General features: G+C 37.1%; 15 protein-coding genes and 1 other annotated feature. Of the genes, 12 read left to right on the plus strand and 3 right to left on the minus strand.

Annotation, left to right across the window (positions count from 1 at the left end; translation table 11 throughout):
- Positions 1-109: 109 nt before the first annotated feature.
- The 5 genes from ACPWSR_RS08845 (at position 110) to ACPWSR_RS08865 (ending at position 6,334) form a co-directional block, all read left to right on the plus strand.
- Positions 110-1,465, plus strand: a complete 1,356-nt coding sequence (locus tag ACPWSR_RS08845; protein WP_426351320.1) for an NCS2 family permease — start codon at positions 110-112, stop codon at positions 1,463-1,465.
- A 329-nt stretch (positions 1,466-1,794) separates the two neighbouring features.
- Positions 1,795-2,481 carry an MgtC/SapB family protein gene (locus tag ACPWSR_RS08850; protein WP_426351321.1) on the plus strand — a complete coding sequence of 229 codons (687 nt, stop codon included), beginning with the start codon at positions 1,795-1,797 and terminating at the stop codon, positions 2,479-2,481.
- A gap of 94 nt (positions 2,482-2,575) precedes the next feature.
- Positions 2,576-2,798, plus strand: a binding site (T-box leader).
- A gap of 38 nt (positions 2,799-2,836) precedes the next feature.
- Complete coding sequence (thrS, locus tag ACPWSR_RS08855) at positions 2,837-4,747, plus strand: threonine--tRNA ligase (protein ID WP_426351322.1); 1,911 nt, start codon at positions 2,837-2,839, stop codon at positions 4,745-4,747.
- Positions 4,748-4,874: 127 nt separating this feature from the next.
- The gene (locus ACPWSR_RS08860; protein WP_426351323.1) at positions 4,875-5,561 is read left to right on the plus strand and encodes a putative ABC transporter permease; all 687 of its coding nucleotides are present in this window, start codon (positions 4,875-4,877) and stop codon (positions 5,559-5,561) included.
- 188 nt (positions 5,562-5,749) lie between these two features.
- Positions 5,750-6,334 (plus strand): hypothetical protein, encoded by a 585-nt coding sequence (locus ACPWSR_RS08865; RefSeq protein WP_426351324.1) that lies wholly within the window; start codon positions 5,750-5,752, stop codon positions 6,332-6,334.
- A gap of 57 nt (positions 6,335-6,391) precedes the next feature.
- Here ACPWSR_RS08865 and ACPWSR_RS08870 read toward each other — a convergent pair whose 3' ends face one another.
- Complete coding sequence (locus ACPWSR_RS08870) at positions 6,392-7,324, minus strand: fused DSP-PTPase phosphatase/NAD kinase-like protein (protein ID WP_426351325.1); 933 nt, start codon at positions 7,322-7,324, stop codon at positions 6,392-6,394.
- Positions 7,325-7,451: 127 nt separating this feature from the next.
- Between ACPWSR_RS08870 and ACPWSR_RS08875 the strand changes: the two genes are divergently transcribed.
- From ACPWSR_RS08875 to ACPWSR_RS08900, 6 genes are all read left to right on the plus strand, one after another.
- Complete coding sequence (locus ACPWSR_RS08875; RefSeq protein WP_426351326.1) at positions 7,452-8,645, plus strand: hypothetical protein; 1,194 nt, start codon at positions 7,452-7,454, stop codon at positions 8,643-8,645.
- A gap of 148 nt (positions 8,646-8,793) precedes the next feature.
- On the plus strand, positions 8,794-9,273 hold the full coding sequence (locus tag ACPWSR_RS08880) for a GNAT family N-acetyltransferase (protein WP_426351327.1): 480 nt from the start codon (positions 8,794-8,796) through the stop codon (positions 9,271-9,273).
- Between the two features lie 365 nt (positions 9,274-9,638).
- On the plus strand, positions 9,639-10,403 hold the full coding sequence (locus ACPWSR_RS08885; RefSeq protein WP_426351328.1) for a glucosamine-6-phosphate deaminase: 765 nt from the start codon (positions 9,639-9,641) through the stop codon (positions 10,401-10,403).
- Positions 10,396-11,634 carry an AGE family epimerase/isomerase gene (locus tag ACPWSR_RS08890; RefSeq protein WP_426351329.1) on the plus strand — a complete coding sequence of 413 codons (1,239 nt, stop codon included), beginning with the start codon at positions 10,396-10,398 and terminating at the stop codon, positions 11,632-11,634. The genes ACPWSR_RS08885 and ACPWSR_RS08890 overlap by 8 nt, the downstream gene beginning before the upstream one ends.
- A 38-nt stretch (positions 11,635-11,672) precedes the next feature.
- Complete coding sequence (gene nagA / locus ACPWSR_RS08895; protein ID WP_426351330.1) at positions 11,673-12,857, plus strand: N-acetylglucosamine-6-phosphate deacetylase; 1,185 nt, start codon at positions 11,673-11,675, stop codon at positions 12,855-12,857.
- A 186-nt stretch (positions 12,858-13,043) separates the two neighbouring features.
- Positions 13,044-14,225: an RsiV family protein gene (locus tag ACPWSR_RS08900; RefSeq protein WP_426351331.1), complete on the plus strand. Its 1,182-nt coding sequence runs from the start codon at positions 13,044-13,046 to the stop codon at positions 14,223-14,225.
- A 154-nt stretch (positions 14,226-14,379) separates the two neighbouring features.
- On the opposite strand, the gene ACPWSR_RS08905 is transcribed toward ACPWSR_RS08900, so the two are convergent.
- Together ACPWSR_RS08905 and ACPWSR_RS08910 are read right to left on the minus strand one after the other, a co-directional pair.
- Complete coding sequence (locus ACPWSR_RS08905) at positions 14,380-16,314, minus strand: FAD-dependent oxidoreductase (RefSeq protein ID WP_426351332.1); 1,935 nt, start codon at positions 16,312-16,314, stop codon at positions 14,380-14,382.
- Positions 16,315-16,497: 183 nt separating this feature from the next.
- Positions 16,498-17,085: a TetR/AcrR family transcriptional regulator gene (locus ACPWSR_RS08910; protein ID WP_426351333.1), complete on the minus strand. Its 588-nt coding sequence runs from the start codon at positions 17,083-17,085 to the stop codon at positions 16,498-16,500.
- 299 nt (positions 17,086-17,384) lie between these two features.
- Here ACPWSR_RS08910 and ACPWSR_RS08915 point away from each other — a divergent pair, with 299 nt between their 5' ends.
- A complete protein-coding gene (locus tag ACPWSR_RS08915) occupies positions 17,385-17,624 on the plus strand; it encodes a (2Fe-2S) ferredoxin domain-containing protein (protein WP_426351334.1) in 240 nt (79 codons plus the stop codon).

A 17,624-nucleotide genomic window follows, 5' to 3' on the forward strand; every position in this document is an offset into this window, starting at 1 on the left:
CTTCGACAAAAAAACCTAATAAAATATATTTATTGTTGAAATAATGTTCGTGAAGTTGTGTCAAGAAGCACAACCATGAGATGCATATTGAACTAAGAGGAGGACTAAAATGGAAAAATTATTTAAGCTTAAGGCTCATGGTACTAATGTACGTACAGAAATTATGGCTGGGATTACTACCTTTATATCTATGGTATATATCCTTGCTGTAAATCCTGCTATGCTAGCGGATGCGGGAATGGATAGTGGTGCTGTTTTTACAGCAACAGCAATTTCAGCTACGATAGCAAGCCTATGTATGGCTTTCTTTGCAAACTATCCAATTGCGTTAGCTTCAGGTATGGGAATCAATGCTTACTTTACATATTCTGTTTGTATTCCTATGCTTCAAGCTGGAATAGCAGATCCATGGAAGATAGCTCTAACAGCAGTTTTGGTTGAAGGATTAATATTTATACTTCTTTCTTTCTTTAAGTTTAGAGAATCCCTGGTAAATAATGTTCCTGCTAATTTAAAGTATGGTATAACCGTTGGTATTGGATTATTTATAACCTTCGTAGGACTACAAGGAGCAGGTATAACAGTTTTGAGCTCAAGCACCTTAGTTGATTTAGGAAAGGTTGTTTCTCCACAATTTGCATTAGCAATGCTTGGTCTTATAATAATAGCTGTGCTTCAGCATTACAAGGTGAAGGGGAGTATTCTTTGGGGAATACTTGCCACCTGGATACTAGGAATGGTAGCTCAGGGTCTTGGATGGTATGTGGTTGATGTGGAAGCTGGAGTTAATTCTTTATTCCCTAGCTTTGAAGGCTATAGCGTTATACCATCTCTACCAAACTTTTTTGCCTTTGATTTTAGCTATATATTAAATAATTTATCTACCTTTATAGTTATTGTATTTTCTTTCCTATTTGTAGATTTATTTGATACAGTAGGAACTCTTATTGGTGTTGCAGATAAGGGAGATCTTCTAGACGAAGAAGGAAAGCTTCCTAGAGCTGGTGGTGCTTTAATGGCCGATGCTGTGGGTACTGTAGTAGGTGCTTGCCTTGGAACATCTACAGTTACTAGCTATGTTGAAAGTAGTGCTGGTGTTGCCCAGGGAGGAAGAACTGGTTTAACAGCAGTAACAGCTGCAGTGCTGTTTTTATTATCCCTTTTCCTATCACCAATTTTCTTAGCAATTCCTAAGTTTGCTACTACTCCTGCCTTAATATATGTAGGACTTCTTATGATGAGCTCTGTAAAGAAGATGACCTTCGATGGTGATATGGCAGATGTTATTGGAGGCTTCTTAGCAATAATTATGATGCCTTTTACATACTCAATAGCTAACGGAATAATGTTTGGTATACTTAGCTGGATACTTCTTAAGCTATTCACTGGCAAAGCTAAAGATATACCACTGGTTATGTGGATTTCCGGAGCTCTGTTTGCCTTTAGAATTTTTACAATGCTGTAATATAAAATCACACACTGAGACAGGATATAGTTTTATATCCTGTCTTATTCATAATAAAGCTTGTAGTTATAGAATTTATCAATGAAAACCAACCTTTTGATTGCTATCAAAAGGTTGGTTTTCATTTTTATACTTTGAAGGCAGCTACAAGCTTATTGTAATAAAAAAGAAATAATAATAGTTGTTTAAAAAAGTAGAAATTATCTCCAATGATGATATACTATAGTAAATGATAATCAATATTAAAAACTTTATTGCAGTAGCTGTACTTAAATATGTAATTTCTATAGGAAGGTGATTTCGTGACTGTTGAAAGCATATTACTGAGATTGGGATTAGCTGTTTTGATAGGTGGAGCTATAGGATATGAAAGAGAATCAAAAAATAGACCAGCGGGCTTTAGAACCCATATATTAGTGTGTATAGGAGCTGCTATTATTTCCTTGATTTCTGTAAAGATGTCTGAGGATTCTATAAGGCAGATTCTGGCTAACCCTGATCTAGCTGAGGTTATAAAAGTGGACATTGGTAGGCTTGGTGCTCAGGTCATCAGCGGAATAGGCTTCCTAGGAGCAGGAACTATACTTCATAATAAAGGATCAATAAAAGGCTTAACCACTGCTGCTTCTCTCTGGGTGGTAGGCTGCTTAGGGTTAGCTGTGGGCTATGGATATTATTATATTTCCATATTAGGAGCTGTGGTCTGTATAATTGTATTAGTAAATTTAAAAAAGATACAATCAAGATTGTTCTTAGATTCTAATGATAAAAAGTTTGAAATAAGCTATATAGACAGAAAAAAAACCATAGAAGCTTTAGACGAGCTTTTTATTCGCAAGAATATACAGGTAGTTAATATAGAATTTCCCATGGAGCAGGAAGGAACCTTTAATGATATGCCTATAAGAAAATCGGTGTACACAATAATTACTCCAAAAACCATCTCTACTGGTGATATTCTTTCTATGTTTGCAAAATTAGAAACCATTGTAAACGCTCAACAGGTTAATGAATAATGCCTTGAACAATGATGCTATAAGCAGTATTTTCCATAGATATAGAGGGTTTACAAAGAAAATAAAAGATAGTATCATAAAATGTGAACAATATATTAATGCTATGATGGGACGAGTAGTATAGAAACCAGCTTATAAGAGAAAGAATATCACCGGCTGAAAGTATTCTTAAGATAGGACTATATGAAGACTAGCCCTGAGCGGTGGCTTAGTAGCTAATAAGTAAAAGGTCACGGGTAATTCCCTTATAATCTTCGAGATAAATCAAATTTGATTTAAATTGGGTGGAACCACGGATATTTGCATTCGTCCCTTTAGGGATGGGTGCTTTTTATTTTTTAAAGGAGGAAGGAATATGATTAGTGTAGTACTAAAGGATGGAAGCAAGCTGGAGCTTCAGGAAAATACAACAGTTTATGACTTAGCAAAGTCCATCAGTAACAGCTTGGCAAAGGCTGCTTTAGTTGGCGAGGTCAATGGCAAGCTAGTGGATTTAAGCTATGAGCTTAAGGATGGGGATCAGGTAAACATCGTTACCTACAAGGATGAAAAGGGAGTGGAGGTTCTTAGACATTCCACCTCTCATATAATGGCACAGGCGGTAAAAAGATTATTTAAGGATGTTAAGGTAACTATAGGGCCTTCTATAAAAAATGGCTTTTACTATGATTTTGACTCAGAAAAGTCCTTTTCTATTGAGGATCTAGCTAAGATAGAAGAAGAGATGGGAAGGATTATTGCAGAAGATAACAAATTCGAAAGAATAAATATCTCTAGGGAAGAAGCAATTAAGCTCATGGAAGAGATGGGCGAGACCTATAAGATTGAGCTGGTAAATGCTATTCCAGAAGGAGAGCAGGTTAGCCTTTATCGTCAGGGTGAATTCGTAGACCTCTGTAGAGGACCTCACATTCCATCTACCAGATATGTTAAGGCTTATAAGGTCCTAAATACTGCTGGTGCTTATTGGAGAGGGGATGAAAAAAATAAGATGCTTCAGAGGATTTATGGAACCTCCTTTGAGGACAAAAAAGCCCTTGATAAGTATCTTGCTAATTTAGAGGAAGCTAAGAAGAGAGACCACAGAAAGCTTGGAAAGGAGCTCAAGCTTTTCACTTTTATGGAGGAAGGACCAGGCTTTCCATTCTTTCTACCTAAGGGGGTAGTTCTTAAGAATACCCTGATAAACTGGTGGAGAGAGCTTCACGATGAAGCAGGCTATGTGGAAATAGAAACTCCAATGATGCTTAACAGGAAGCTATGGGAAACCTCTGGACACTGGGATCATTATAAGGAAAATATGTATACTACAACTATAGATGAGGATGATTTTGCTCTTAAGCCAATGAATTGTCCTGGAGGAATATTAGTTTACAAGTCAGAACCTCATTCTTATAGAGATTTACCTCTAAGAGCTGGTGAGTTAGGAAGGGTTCACAGACATGAGCTCTCCGGTGCCCTTCATGGTCTTATGAGAGTTAGAGCCTTTACTCAGGATGATGCTCATATTTTCATGCTACCAGAGCAAATTAAATCAGAGATAAAGGGTGTAATTGACTTAATAGATAGAGTATATTCTAGTCTTGGCTTTAAATACTCCATTGAGCTTTCCACAAGGCCTGAGGACTTTATGGGAGAGATAGAAGAATGGAACAGTGCTGAAGAATCCTTAAAGGGCGCTCTAGAGGAAGCAGGCCTTCCTTATAAGATAAATGAAGGTGATGGAGCCTTCTACGGACCAAAGATAGACTTCCATCTTGAGGATACCTTAGGAAGAACCTGGCAGTGTGGAACCATACAGCTTGACTTCCAGCTTCCACAGCGTTTTGACCTTGAATATATAGGAAGTGATGGAGAAAAGCATAGACCTATAATGATTCACAGGGTTATCTTTGGAAGCATAGAAAGATTTATAGGTATACTAACAGAGCATTTTGCAGGAAAGTTCCCTACTTGGCTTGCACCGGTGCAGATAAAGGTACTTCCTATATCCAATAAGTTCTTTGACTATGCCAATAAAGTAGTAGCAGAGTTAAGAGCCGCAGGACTTAAGGTAGAGATGGATAATAGAGATGAAAAGATCGGCCATAAGATAAGGGATGCAAGAAATGAAAGAGTTCCTTATATGCTGGTAGTAGGAGAAAAGGAAGCAGAGCAGAACACCGTAGCTGTAAGAAGCAGGGGTAAGGGTGATGAAGGCACAAGCTCCTTAGAAGCCTTCCTTTCAAGAATTTTAGAAGAGATTAAGGAAAAGACTATAAACTAATAGTTGAACAAATTCAAAGAGGAAGCCTCAAAGGGAAAAGAGGCTTCCTTTTAAATTGGTCATTTATCAAAGGTAAGAATAAAAAAACCTCTCCCTGCCATACTATGGATAAAGGAGAGGATAACAAATGAGTAAAATAGGAGATTTTATTTCTGATGTCTATTCTGATAAGGCGGCGATGTATATAGCTCCCTTGAGCGCTTATAAGCTCATATGGATTTTCCTTATAGGCTGCTTTTTAGGATATATTATAGAAACAATTTACTGCTATCCTAAGACTGGTTATCAGAGCAGGCAGGCGGTGTTATATGGACCCTTTGTTCCTGTTTATGGTTTTGGAGGAGTATTGCTCACCTTAGCTCTATATAAGCTTCAGAATACAAATGTGTTCATCCTTTTCATTATTTCAGCCATTATGGGAGCTGCCTTTGAATACCTTTATTCTCTCCTGCAGGAGCTTTTACTGGGAGCTGTTAACTGGGACTATAGTAATGCACCCTTTAATATTCAGGGGAGGACTAGTCTTCTCTACGGAGTATACTGGGGAGTCTTAGGTATATTGTGGATAAAACTGATTTATCCCTTCCTCAGTCAGATGATAGAGAGGATGCCCATAACAATAAGGTCAACCTTTGCATTCCTCATTATGGTTTTTATGATAGCCAATCTTATCCTATCAGCCTTAGCTATAAAGAGAGGAGGAGATAGGCTTCAGAATCTTCCACCGGAGGGTGATCTCGATCGTTTTCTTGATTCCCACTATAATGATGAGCACCTTGCTAGGGTGTTTCCTTACATTAAATACATTCGATAGCGTTAAATCTATCTATACATTAAAAATCATTACAAGGTAAGGGCTAAAGCAGTCATTTACCTTGTTTTTTTATTTAGAGGGTTATAATTATGAAATTATATGTAAATAAGTAATATATTGTAATATGATAGCGATACCTATATACTTATATTTGAGGGACAAGGTCATGCTAAAGGGAGATGGAAAATATGAAGAAGAAAAGCTTAGGGGTTATATTAACCTTAATAATCATAGCGATTCTTTTTAAGGTCATCACTAGTGGTGGAGAGAAAACTATAGAAGAGGCTATTAATATATCCAGTGTAAAATCTGCAAGGATAATTCATGAAGAAAAGAATAGTAAGGGTAGTATAGTGTTTACGTATATTTCTGAGGGCGATGGTCTACATGTTAGCGCAGTAAAGAAAGGTATTGGTGGATATAAGGAGGCTTATTCTGCATCACATGGTGATATAAAGGTGACTTTAGAAAAGCTTGGCTTGCTATGTGGTTATTTACCTAAAATTAAGGGTACTGAGCTTCCCATCTATTATGGGGTAGTTGGTGATGAGGTAGAAGCTGTGAAGGTTGTTGAGAAAAAAAGAAATATAGAAAAGGAAGCTAAAATTATTGATGCTGATGGAGAAAGAATATGGCTTATTTATATGGAAGGCTTTCGAGGGTCGCAGTTTGATATAGTAACTCTTTCAAGAGAAGGGAAGGAAATTAAAAGAGTAACTGATGATATTTCTCCATTGTATGTGGAACAAAAAGCCTCTAAGGGCTATCAATAGTTAATAAGGAAGTGAAGGGGTAGATGTTGTATATCTACCCCTTATAGTTATATACCTTTACGATGCCATTCTGTTTTCAGGAAGGGTCTCGTTAATTCCCTTTAAGTATTCAGAAAAGCTGGTGTTGAAGCCTGGTCCCTGAGTTTTGCAGTAATCATAGAATAGCTTGAATAATTTAACCCTGTTTTTGTTTAAAAAGGATTCGGCATGATCCTTATCAAACTGAACTAAGGCAATCTGTCTGTTGATTATTTCATCTTCTGTGGCAACAGAATAATTTTTCATCATATCGTACAGTATCATAAAGGTTGTTGTTCTTCCTATACCTTCTTTACAGTGAAAATGTAACCAGCTGTTCTTGGGTTGATTTTTTACAAAGCTTATAAAGAAGTCCACCATTTCTTCCGTGGGGATTTTTCCGTCGGTGACGGGGATGAATTCATAGCCTACTTCATTTTTGGCAGTAAGCTGCTTTTCATCCATCACAACCTTGGGTATAACCTTTATATCAGGATGGTTGAAGAAAGCAACAGGAACTCCTATAGCTATGGAATTTAATCTTTCTGTAGTTACCCTAATAACCTCTTCTCTAGAAAGACCTTCATTGGCATTGTTTTTAATTCCCCTCCAGCTCACAGGGAGACCGTTAATAAAGCCATGAGACTCCTGGCGCAAATCAACAGATATTATATTGGGATGGTCTATAGCCTTTATGACCTTTGGGAGACTAAAGCCTGAGAACTGAGCGCTTCCTGATATGTTTAGCTCTTTAAGGCCTTTTGTATTTATATTTTTATAGAGGCTACTGTTGATTTTATCATTAGATTTTCTAAAGTTCCTTGGCATTTCCTTATAACGGGTGGAATCCAATATAAGATGGACTCCATTATCCTGAGGTACTGTGATGTTTTTTTCCTGAGCTTCACCAGGGGTTAACATCGTTAGAGTGGAAAAATATACAGAAAATACAAAACAAAGAAATTTATTCAAATAAAACACCTCACTTTTAATGATTATTTCATTAAATTATTGTAAAATTAATATAAACCAATTATGACAGTTTTATACTTAGTTATTTGACTAATTGGATAGAAGGCAACGGATTAGGGGGGATATTATGAACATAATTACTTTAACTGATTACCAATATGAAATGAATAATATTCACTTTCTTAGCAACAATGAATTTATTTTTGGAAATACTCATCAAAATGGTAAAAAATACAGAAGAGTTTTTTATAAATACAACATTGAAAATAAGGCTGTTACTGCAATTAACAAAAAGGGAATGAAGACATGTGAACACTGCTATTATAGTACCTTTATAAAGGATAACTATCTTTATACTAATTTACGGGAAGTCCATGAGGGAAATCCTAAGGTTACTTTGATTAAGGTTCACATAGGAAGTGGAAAGTCGGAGACTCTTTTGGAGCTAGAGGAGGATATGAAGGTAGAGTTTATTAATGATGAATATGTTATTCTCATGGGCAGTAAGACTCCTATTGTAGAGGAATTTGATGTTTACAAAGACATTCAGGGAGAGTATCAGGTTGCCTTTCTTTATGATATCATTAACAAATCTGCTTATAAGATATGGGATAAGCGGGTGATCTTAAGTGTTAGTGACGAGCTCTTTACCTATGAAACCTCCACTGGAGAACAGCTTCTTTTTAATGAAGCTTATATGGATGATTATGAAAAGGAGGAGGCCTATAGGAAGAGGATACCTAGAGAAGGATATTATAGAATGGGCTACATCAGCAATTTACATGGTATTAATCTGGACAAGTTCGTTAGATCAATTAAGGCAGGTAGTAAGAGACTTCCTTTTAAGAGTATATGCTCTCTGGAGGAAGCCGGAGCTATAAACTACATAGCTATGGATGATACTTATATATATTATATTAATAAGGATTTTGAGAAAAAGCTTAATTTCTATTACAGAGCTCATAAGGAAACCTTAGAGAGTCAGCTGATAAATACCATAGAGGCACCAGAGGAGAGAGAGGTATATTATAGTGCTTTTGATCAGCCCTCCACTGAGCTTTATGAATACGCCCACACAGAGGATAATGAAATTCTCATAAAGGAAATATTCTCTCAAAGAGTCATATACAGAGGAAGCGGTTTTAGAGAGAGCTTTATCGGAGTATGGAAAAACAATATGGTGCTTAATTTTTGGACAGAAGACAGTGATGGAAGTAATTATGAAAGCTTCCTTAAGATAATAGACCTGAAAAATGATATTACCTCAGTATATAAAGGTATCGCAGACTTTAAAAGGGGAAATGTTATACTATTTAGCTAGATTAAATAGATTTTTTAGATGTTTTGCCATATATAACTTCCTTAGAATATATAGAATAATATTATTCTTGATATTATGTTAAAATATGATAAATTTGATTGTATAAGGTTAGATGTTATTGTAAATTTTATTAAGGAGGTTGATTTACTTGGTAGATTTATTGGTTAAATTATACAATGTAGAATATCCTTATGAGGTTCTAGAATCCTTAAAGGAAGAGGGAATAATAATTCGCAGGCCAATTGGTCCAGAAAAGCATGCGGTTTTACGCTGGGTGAAGGAAAACTTTTCTGATGCTTGGGCTAGTGAGTGCGATGTTTCATTTTCAAATTCTCCACCTACTTGTTTTATTGCTGTGAAAGATAGGGAGATAAAAGGTTTTGCTTGTACAGATGCTACTTGTAAAGGTTTTTTTGGTCCTACAGGAGTACAGGTAGATATGAGAGGTAAAAATATTGGACGGGCATTATTATTAGCTAGCTTAGAAGATATGAAAAATAGAGGATATGCTTATGCTATAATAGGGAGTACTTCTTCTACTGAATATTATGCTAAGTGCTGCAATGCTCAGATAATAGAGGATAGTTCTCCAGGAATATATAGAGGTATGATTCGCACAACTCCTTAATGAAATATATTTAGTTCAAAATAATTATTGAGAGTTATGTGTAAGATAAGGATATTTATAATTATTAAAGAGGACATTTTTTAGGAAATGTCCTCTTTAATATTCTAGTTATTTTTATGTATTAGCTCATATAGAGGATTTTACTAGTAGTAAATGCTAGCAAGATAATAAAGTGTATTAAAAGTTAAAATAATTATATTTACAACAGAATTTAAATATAGGAATATATAGGGAAAGATGTATTTTTACTGATAAGATAACGTTTACTTAGAATGCTGTTGGTAATTAAATTAGTAGCTACATCAAAAATCCATCAGAACATTTTAATAAAGGAAAGATAAAAGAGGAAAAGAAAGGATATAACCATGATTTATAAGAGATATAAAGAGATAGATTTAAAGATTTTTAATAGTCGTGAGGAGATGGGGGAAGCAGCAGCAAAAGAAGCGTCAGAAGTTATAGTAGAGCTTCTTAAGCACAAGGAGTTTATTAGCTGTATATTTGCAGCAGCACCATCACAGCAGGAATTTCTAGAGGCCCTTTCTAAGGAACCATTACCATGGAATAGAATTAATGCTTTTCACATGGATGAATATATAGGTCTTCAGCAGGGAAGTCCAGAATCCTTTAGTGGTTTTTTGGGCAGTGCTATATTTAATAAGCTTCCCTTTTGCTCGGTTAACTTAATTAATGGATTAGAAAAGCCTGACGAGGAATGCAAGAGATATGCTTCACTTTTAGAAAGCTATTCTCCTGATATTGTATTTATGGGTATAGGAGAAAATGGACATATTGCTTTCAATGATCCAGGAGTTGCTGATTTTAATGATCCTTATTTAGTTAAAACCGTTACTCTTGACCATGAGTGCCGCATGCAGCAGGTCAATGATAAATGCTTCCCATCCCTGGACAAGGTTCCTGAGGAGGCCATTACCCTAACAATTCCTGCACTCCTTTCAGCTCCTTATGTTTTTTGCATAGTACCAGGAATTAGAAAGGCAAAGGCTACAGCAGCTGCTCTTGAAGGAGAGGTAGAAGAGAAGTGCCCAGCCAGCATCCTTCAAAGAAAAAAAGGCTGTCGCATGTATATTGATAAAGATAGCAGCTCTGATTTGAAAAGCTATGAATAAAAAGGAGCTATTGGAGTTTTATATTGGTCTTATTCAGGATGACTTTGTGCCTTATTGGCTTAAGTATTATGACTACGAAAAGAAAGGAATTCTTAATTGTATCAATAACTATGGTGATGAAAAATTAAGTGATAACAAATTTACTTGGTCTCAAGGACGCTATCTGTGGGTTATGAGCAGGCTTTATAATTTAAATAAGTCAGGAATATTTCCACATATAGATAATAATGAGTTGCTTGTGCAGATGGAAGGGACCTATGATTTTATAACGAAAAATTCAATATATGGAGCTAATATCTGCTGCTTTCTTTTAGATAGAGAGGGTAACAAGCTCCTAGATGAAAAAACAAAACGCTTTGATGCCAGCATATTTGCCGATTGCTTTGCTCTAATAGGCATGGCTCAATTTACTAAGACCATGGAAAGAAGAGAAAACCTCACTGAGGTGGAGACCCTGCTAAATAGTATTATTCACCGTGTTGAGAAGGGAGATTTTCTCACAGAACCATATCCTATTCCTGAAGGCTATAAGGTGCACTCTATACCCATGATAATGGTTAACACTCTTTATGAATTTATTAAGATGAAGGAGCATTTTAACCTTCCTTGTGATAGGGAAAAGAAATATGCACTTTTGAAAATCCGTACAATATTGGAAGAGCACTATGACAAGGGTTATATCAGAGAATATATTTCAACGGATGAAAATTATGAAAAGCTTATGGTGGACCGCCATATAAATCCTGGACATACTCTAGAGGACCTATGGTTCTGTGTAGAATTCTTAAAGGATTATGGAAACCTACAGGAATATCTCTCCAGAATCACTGAGATTGCTAGGAAGTCCTTCGATATTGGCTGGGATCCTGTATATGGAGGACTTCTAAGATACGTAGATAAGGAGGGTGGTGAGCCTAAGGGCAGCTATGGAGATAGTACCTTTGAAGCTCTTATCAGGAGTACCTGGGACATGAAGCTGTGGTGGCCTCATTCAGAGACTCTATATCTATTTCTATATCTTTATGAGCTCACAGGGGAAGAAGACTTGCTAGAAAGATATGAGAAGTCCTCTAAGTATATATTTGATACCTTTCCAAATAAAGAGCTTGGAGAGTGGATTCAAATCAGAAAAAGGGATGGAAGCCCTGAGGAAAAGGTCGTGGCCCTTCCTGTTAAGGATCCCTTCCACATTCTTAGAAACTTCATTAAGATAGTAGAGCTTTATATATAGATAGAAATTAAATAAATTTACATGAAAGGAGGAATACCATGGCTACAGTGAAGTTTATAAATTGCAGGATAATTACCTCTACAGGAATATATCCTGGGGAAGTATTAGTCCGGGATGGTGTTATCCATAGGGTTGTCTTTGGAGGAACTATTGATGAAGCTTGTGAGGAGGTTATAGATGTTCAGAATAAATATCTATCTCCAGGCTTTATTGATGTACACACTCATGGAGCTGGTGGTGCTGATTTTATGGATGGCAGCTTGGAGGCTATTTATCAGAGCTGTAGAGCTCATATGGAATATGGGACAACTTCCATTGTTCCAACTACCATAACAAGCACAAAGGAATCTCTTCTATCCTTTGTGGAGCTTTTTAATCAGGTGGATTTACAGAGAGAGGATATGCCTAATATCCTGGGGCTTCACCTGGAGGGGCCCTATTTCGCCTATGAGCAAAGGGGGGCACAGGATTCAAAGTATCTTAGAAATCCAACCCCAGAGGAGTATCAAGAGGTGCTTAAAAGAACTGATAGGATACTTAGATGGTCCTTTGCTGTTGAGCTAGAGGGAGCAGATGCTTTCTTGGAGGCCCTCAGAGATCATGGGATAATAAGCTCTCTTGCTCATTCCGATGCTAGCTGTGAGCAGGTATTCAGAGCCTATGAAAATGGAATATCAGCCTTGACTCATTTTTATTCTGCCATGTCTGGAGTAAAGAGAGTTAATGCCTACAGGATTGCTGGAGCCATTGAAGCAGGCTATTTACTGGATGATCTTTACGTTGAGGTGATAGCTGATGGGAAGCATCTGCCAAAGGAGCTGCTTCAATTAATCTATAAGGTTAAGGGAGCTGATAGAATCTGCCTGGTAACAGATTCTATGAGGGCAGCATCGATGCCTGATGGATATTATAAGCTGGGTAATAAGGATGAAGGAATGGATACGGTGGTAGAGGATGGAGTGGCTAAGCTTCTTGATAGAACTGCCTTTGCTGGTAGCACCGCTACAGCAGATAGGCTTATCCGTACCATGTATGAACTCACAGCTGCTCCGCTGCATCAGGTGGTTAAAATGATGACATTAAGTCCTGCCAAGCTCCTAAGGATTGATGATAAAAAAGGCTCCATAGCCCCTGGAAAGGATGGAGATTTAGTTATCTTTGATGATAATATAGCTGTTGAACTTGTGATGGTAAAGGGAAGGATTATGAAGAATATACTTTAGAAAAAAGGCTTTTATGCTTTAACTATATATAAAGAGGGCTTTAATATTCTATATTAAGTCCCTTTTTTACCTAGTAGAAATTTATATTAATCACTGTTAAATTTTATTGTATATATAAATTGCTGTCACTATATAAATAAAGCTATCTATATTATATTATAAGTATTTTGTATGGAAGGAAAGCAGATGTACGTTTATGTAAATCCTAGCCTTTATGGATATATGTATTATCCCAATAATTGTTGCGGATATGCTCCTTATTATCCAGTTTACTCCAATTGTAAAGGCTGCAAGAATAACGTTGCTTATTATGGGACTCAGGAAAAACATAATAAGAGAAGTGAGAATATGGTAAGTAATGAGCGCCGAGAAGTAGCTCTTCAGGAGCAAAAGTTTATTCCTAAGGAATTCAGTATTTCCTATCCCTTTCTACTGAAGAATCAGCCAATAATCCCAGAGCAACCCCCAAGACCACCAGTAGGACCTGGAGGACAAGGTGGCCCAATGGGTCCAGGAAATCAGCAGCCACCAAGGCCACCAGTAGGACCAGGAGGACAAGGCGGACCAATGGGGCCGGGGAATCAACAACCACCAAGGCCACCGATGGGACCTGGGGGACAAGGCGGACCAATGGGTCAAGGTAACCAGCAGCCTCCAAGGCCACCATTAGGACCTGGGGGACAGGGTGGCCCAATGGGTCCAGGAAACCAGCAACCCCCAAGGCCACCGATGGGACCTGGAGAACAAGGGGGTCAAATGGGTCAAGGTAATCAGCAACCACCAAGGCCACCAGTAGGGCCTGGAGGACAGGGCGGGAATGCCCAAGGGCAGCCTAATAATCAGGGAAGAGAAGAGACTATTAATGGGTTAAATCAAGCAATAATTGATAAGGTGGCTGGTCTATTTAAATCACAGGTTCTTGTACCTGAGAAGGTGGATTTTTCTGAGGTTTATGGCACTTATGAGGACACCTTAAATGACAATGGTATTGTCAGCATACTCTTTGATATGTATACCTATGTGGATAAAGCAGCTCATGGACTATCTGTTTATGACTCAATAACCTTTAATGCTAATACGGGACAGATATACAGCTTTAGTGATTTATTCAATCCAAGAACTAACTATATAGCGGAGCTGAATCGGCTCGCACAGGAATATATTCAGAAAAACAATGTAACCTTGCTGAAGCCCTTTGGTGGAGTTGAAGAGAATCAGGCCTTCTATCTTACCCCCAATAGCCTTGTTATGTACTATCAGGTTTATAGGTATACCCCTTACTATTATGGTTTGTTCAAAATAGAGATACCTTATACCAGGATTAGAAATCTTTTAGGACCTTTGAGTCCAATAAATAAGCTTATATAGAGTCTTTTAAAATAATATCATTTGTGATATTCCAAGAGAGCAGATAATGAAGCTAATTAATGAATAATAGCAATGAAAAAGAGGCATCCACTGATAACTTAGTGAGAGGCCTCTTTTGTTAGCTATATAGAGTTTTATATAATTTCTTTGTGAACTAGATGCTAGCAGCCAGCTCCCAAGCTTCTTGAGTGCAGTTAAGGGCTCGTCGTGCTCTTAAGGCATCTCCAATAACATGATAGGTAAGTCCATTATTATCACAGTATTCCTTGATATCCTCAAAGGCTCTGGATCTAGCCCCTACGGCTATTACCACAGAGTCACATTCTACTTCTGAAAGCTCTCCATCCTTATTGATGATTATGGAGTTTTCTTTGATTTCGGTGCATTGAGCATTGGTTATGGTCTTTACACCATTTTTGTAGAGGCTTTCCATAACACAGATTTTTCTTAACTGGCCTAAATCCTTAGCTACAGCATCAAGCATCTCTATAACGGTTATTTCCTCAACCTTGTGTGTAAGTAATTCTGCAACCTCAAGACCTACAAGTCCACCACCTATAACAGCAACTCTGCCTTTTGGCATAATCTTTCCTGAAAGTACTTCATGGGAGTTAGAAACTGTAGGTAAGTCTGCACCAGGAATCCTAAGCTTTATGGGCTCTGAACCAATAGCTATAATTAATTCATCTGGAGAAACCTCCTGAAGAGTGTCTAAGGTTAAAGGTGTATTTAATCTTACTTCAATTCCTTCCTTCATCACCTGCTTTGCCATACTTAAAGCAGACTCAGCTATTTCTTCCTTTCTAGGAGCTGCTCCAGCAATTACAAACTGTCCACCAAGAGCAGGGGAGGCCTCAAGGATTATTGGCTCATGTCCTCTTTCCTTAAGCTTCATAGCAGCTTCCATACCAGCAACTCCGCCTCCAGCAACTAAAATTCTTTTTGGACTCTCAGTCTTTATAAATTCTAATTCGCCCTCTCTGCATAGGCCAGGGTTTCTAAGACAGGTTATATGTGGAGCATCAGGATTAACAAAACCATCGAAGCAGCCTTGATTGCAGCCAACACAACGAATAATTTCGTCCTCTCTGCCTTCCATAGCCTTTTGACAGAAGTAAGGGTCTGCCAGCTGTCCTCTTCCGATAACCACCATATCAGCCTTGTCTTCTTCTAGTATCCTTTCAGCAAAGTCAGGGGTATTTATTCTTCCTACTGCAACAGTGAGCATTCCTGTTTCTTTTCTTATTTTTGCTGCATTATCCACATTGAAGCCTCTAGGAAGATCCACAGGAGGAACTTCAAACTTAACGGATGCATTGGCGAGATTACCTCTGGATACGTCTAAAACATCTACACCGGCTTCACCTGCCATCTTACAGAAGCTTATGATGTCTTCTATAGTTAGTCCATTTTCAGAATAATCATCCTGGGCAACAACTCTCATGAAGAGGGGCATGTCTTCAGGCATATTTCTTCTTATAGCTCTTATACATTCTAGGGCATACCTAGCTCTATTCTCTAAAGAGCCGCCGTATTCATCTTCTCTTCTATTAGTAACTGGGCTTAAAAATGCATGAGGAGAATAACCATGACCGCCATGAAACTCTAAACAGTCTACTCCAGCCTCTACTGCTCTTTTAGCAGCTTGGCCAAAAGCTTCTACAATTTCATGGATAAGCTCCTTAGAGGCCGCTTTAAAGGTAAGGTTCTCGTTTACTGGCAAATCAGAAGGAACTACAGTTATTGCTTCCCCATAGCTAGTAACTGCTATACCACCCTGCCACAATTGAAGACCTATCTTACCACCATGGCTATGAACTGCATCTACAAGCTTCTTTATTCCAGGAATAAATTTATCATCCCCTATAGATAAAAACTCTCTAGGTGCTGAAGGGGTGTGTACTGAGGTTACCTCTGTAAAATTAAGTCCGCAGCCACCCTTTGCTCTTTCTACATGGTAGTTTATAAGTCTATCAGTAACGAAGCGATCTTTAGTAGGCATCTTTGTGCCCATAGCAGGAAATACAATACGATTCTTAAGTTCTAAGCCTCTGATTTTAATAGGGGTAAATAGTTTTTTAAAGCTCATAATGATTTATCCTCCCTTATAATTCTTTTATTAATTTATATATTTTTTAATTTGTTTGTTAATTAACAATCTTTATGAGTTGATTATACTAGATGTTGGAAATTAAATCAATATGTTTTAAACAAATTGTTTTAAAAATAACAAAAATAATAGCTGCACATAAAAGCTGCAGCTACTTTCCTGTTACTTACTGTAATTTAATTGTTTTAACAGCATTTTTATATATTTTATTCTTGCCTCTTTATCATATAAATCCATATTTCTATAACCTACCGGCTCTGAATTAAGCAGAGGATATAATATGGAGGACATAAAAACTGTATTCTTAAAGGATAGGTCTTCCCCTGAGGTATTCAGTATTTCAGCCAGCAGGCTTACAAGCTTTAGATTAACCTTCTCAGTTATAGTTAGTATTTTTTCATCCAGGGGATTTACATATTGATTTTTCCTGGCTTCCTTAAGGATAGCCAGTATACCTGGGTATCTAATAGCATATTCCATGATCTCATTTGCAGCAATTATAAGACGATCTTCCGGCGGAAGAGTTGTATCATCTATCATTTGATAGGCTGAAAGGGTATTTTCTATGTAAAACTCCTTTACCTTAATAAATAGGTTTTCCTTGGTGCCAAAATAATAATTGATAGCACTTACATTTACTGATGCTTCTTTAACAATGGTTCTAACAGGGACGTTAAATGAGCCGGTTTTTCCTATGAGATATAGGGTTTTATCGAGTATTTTTTCCTGTATACTATTAAGCTCTCGCATATTTCCTCCTAGATAACAACAAAATAAATAGTTCAATTGTTCTAAATCAATAATAGCATACTAGGAAAGGTTAAATATAGATAAGAATAATATTTATTTCCCAAGAAATTAGCTTGTGTTATGTCGATAAATAAAGATTGATATATACAGTTAATATGTTTGAAAAATCTGCAAATTATGTTAAAATAATATCAAAGTAGAAAAAATTATAATTAGGCTTTACGTGAAAGAAGAAAAGCTGATGAATTAAAAAAGAAATGTAGGGTCTAAAGGCTATTGTAAATAAGGAGGATGTCTTCGTGAAAATTATTGTGTGTATAGGAAGCTCCTGTCATTTAAAGGGTTCCAGGCTGGTAGTTGAACAGCTTCAGGAACTTATCATAGAGAATAAGCTAGAGGATAAGGTAAGCTTATGCGGTTCCTTCTGCATGAATAACTGTATAAGTGGAGTGACTGTAGAAGTAGGGGATAAAGTATATTCTCTCCAGCCAGAGAGTACAAGGGCTTTCTTTGAGGAAGAGATAATGAAGAGATTGTGA

Origin of the sequence: Alloiococcus sp. CFN-8 (assembly GCF_049943125.1) — a bacterium.
GTDB lineage: Bacteria > Bacillota > Clostridia > Clostridiales > Clostridiaceae > JAEXZL01.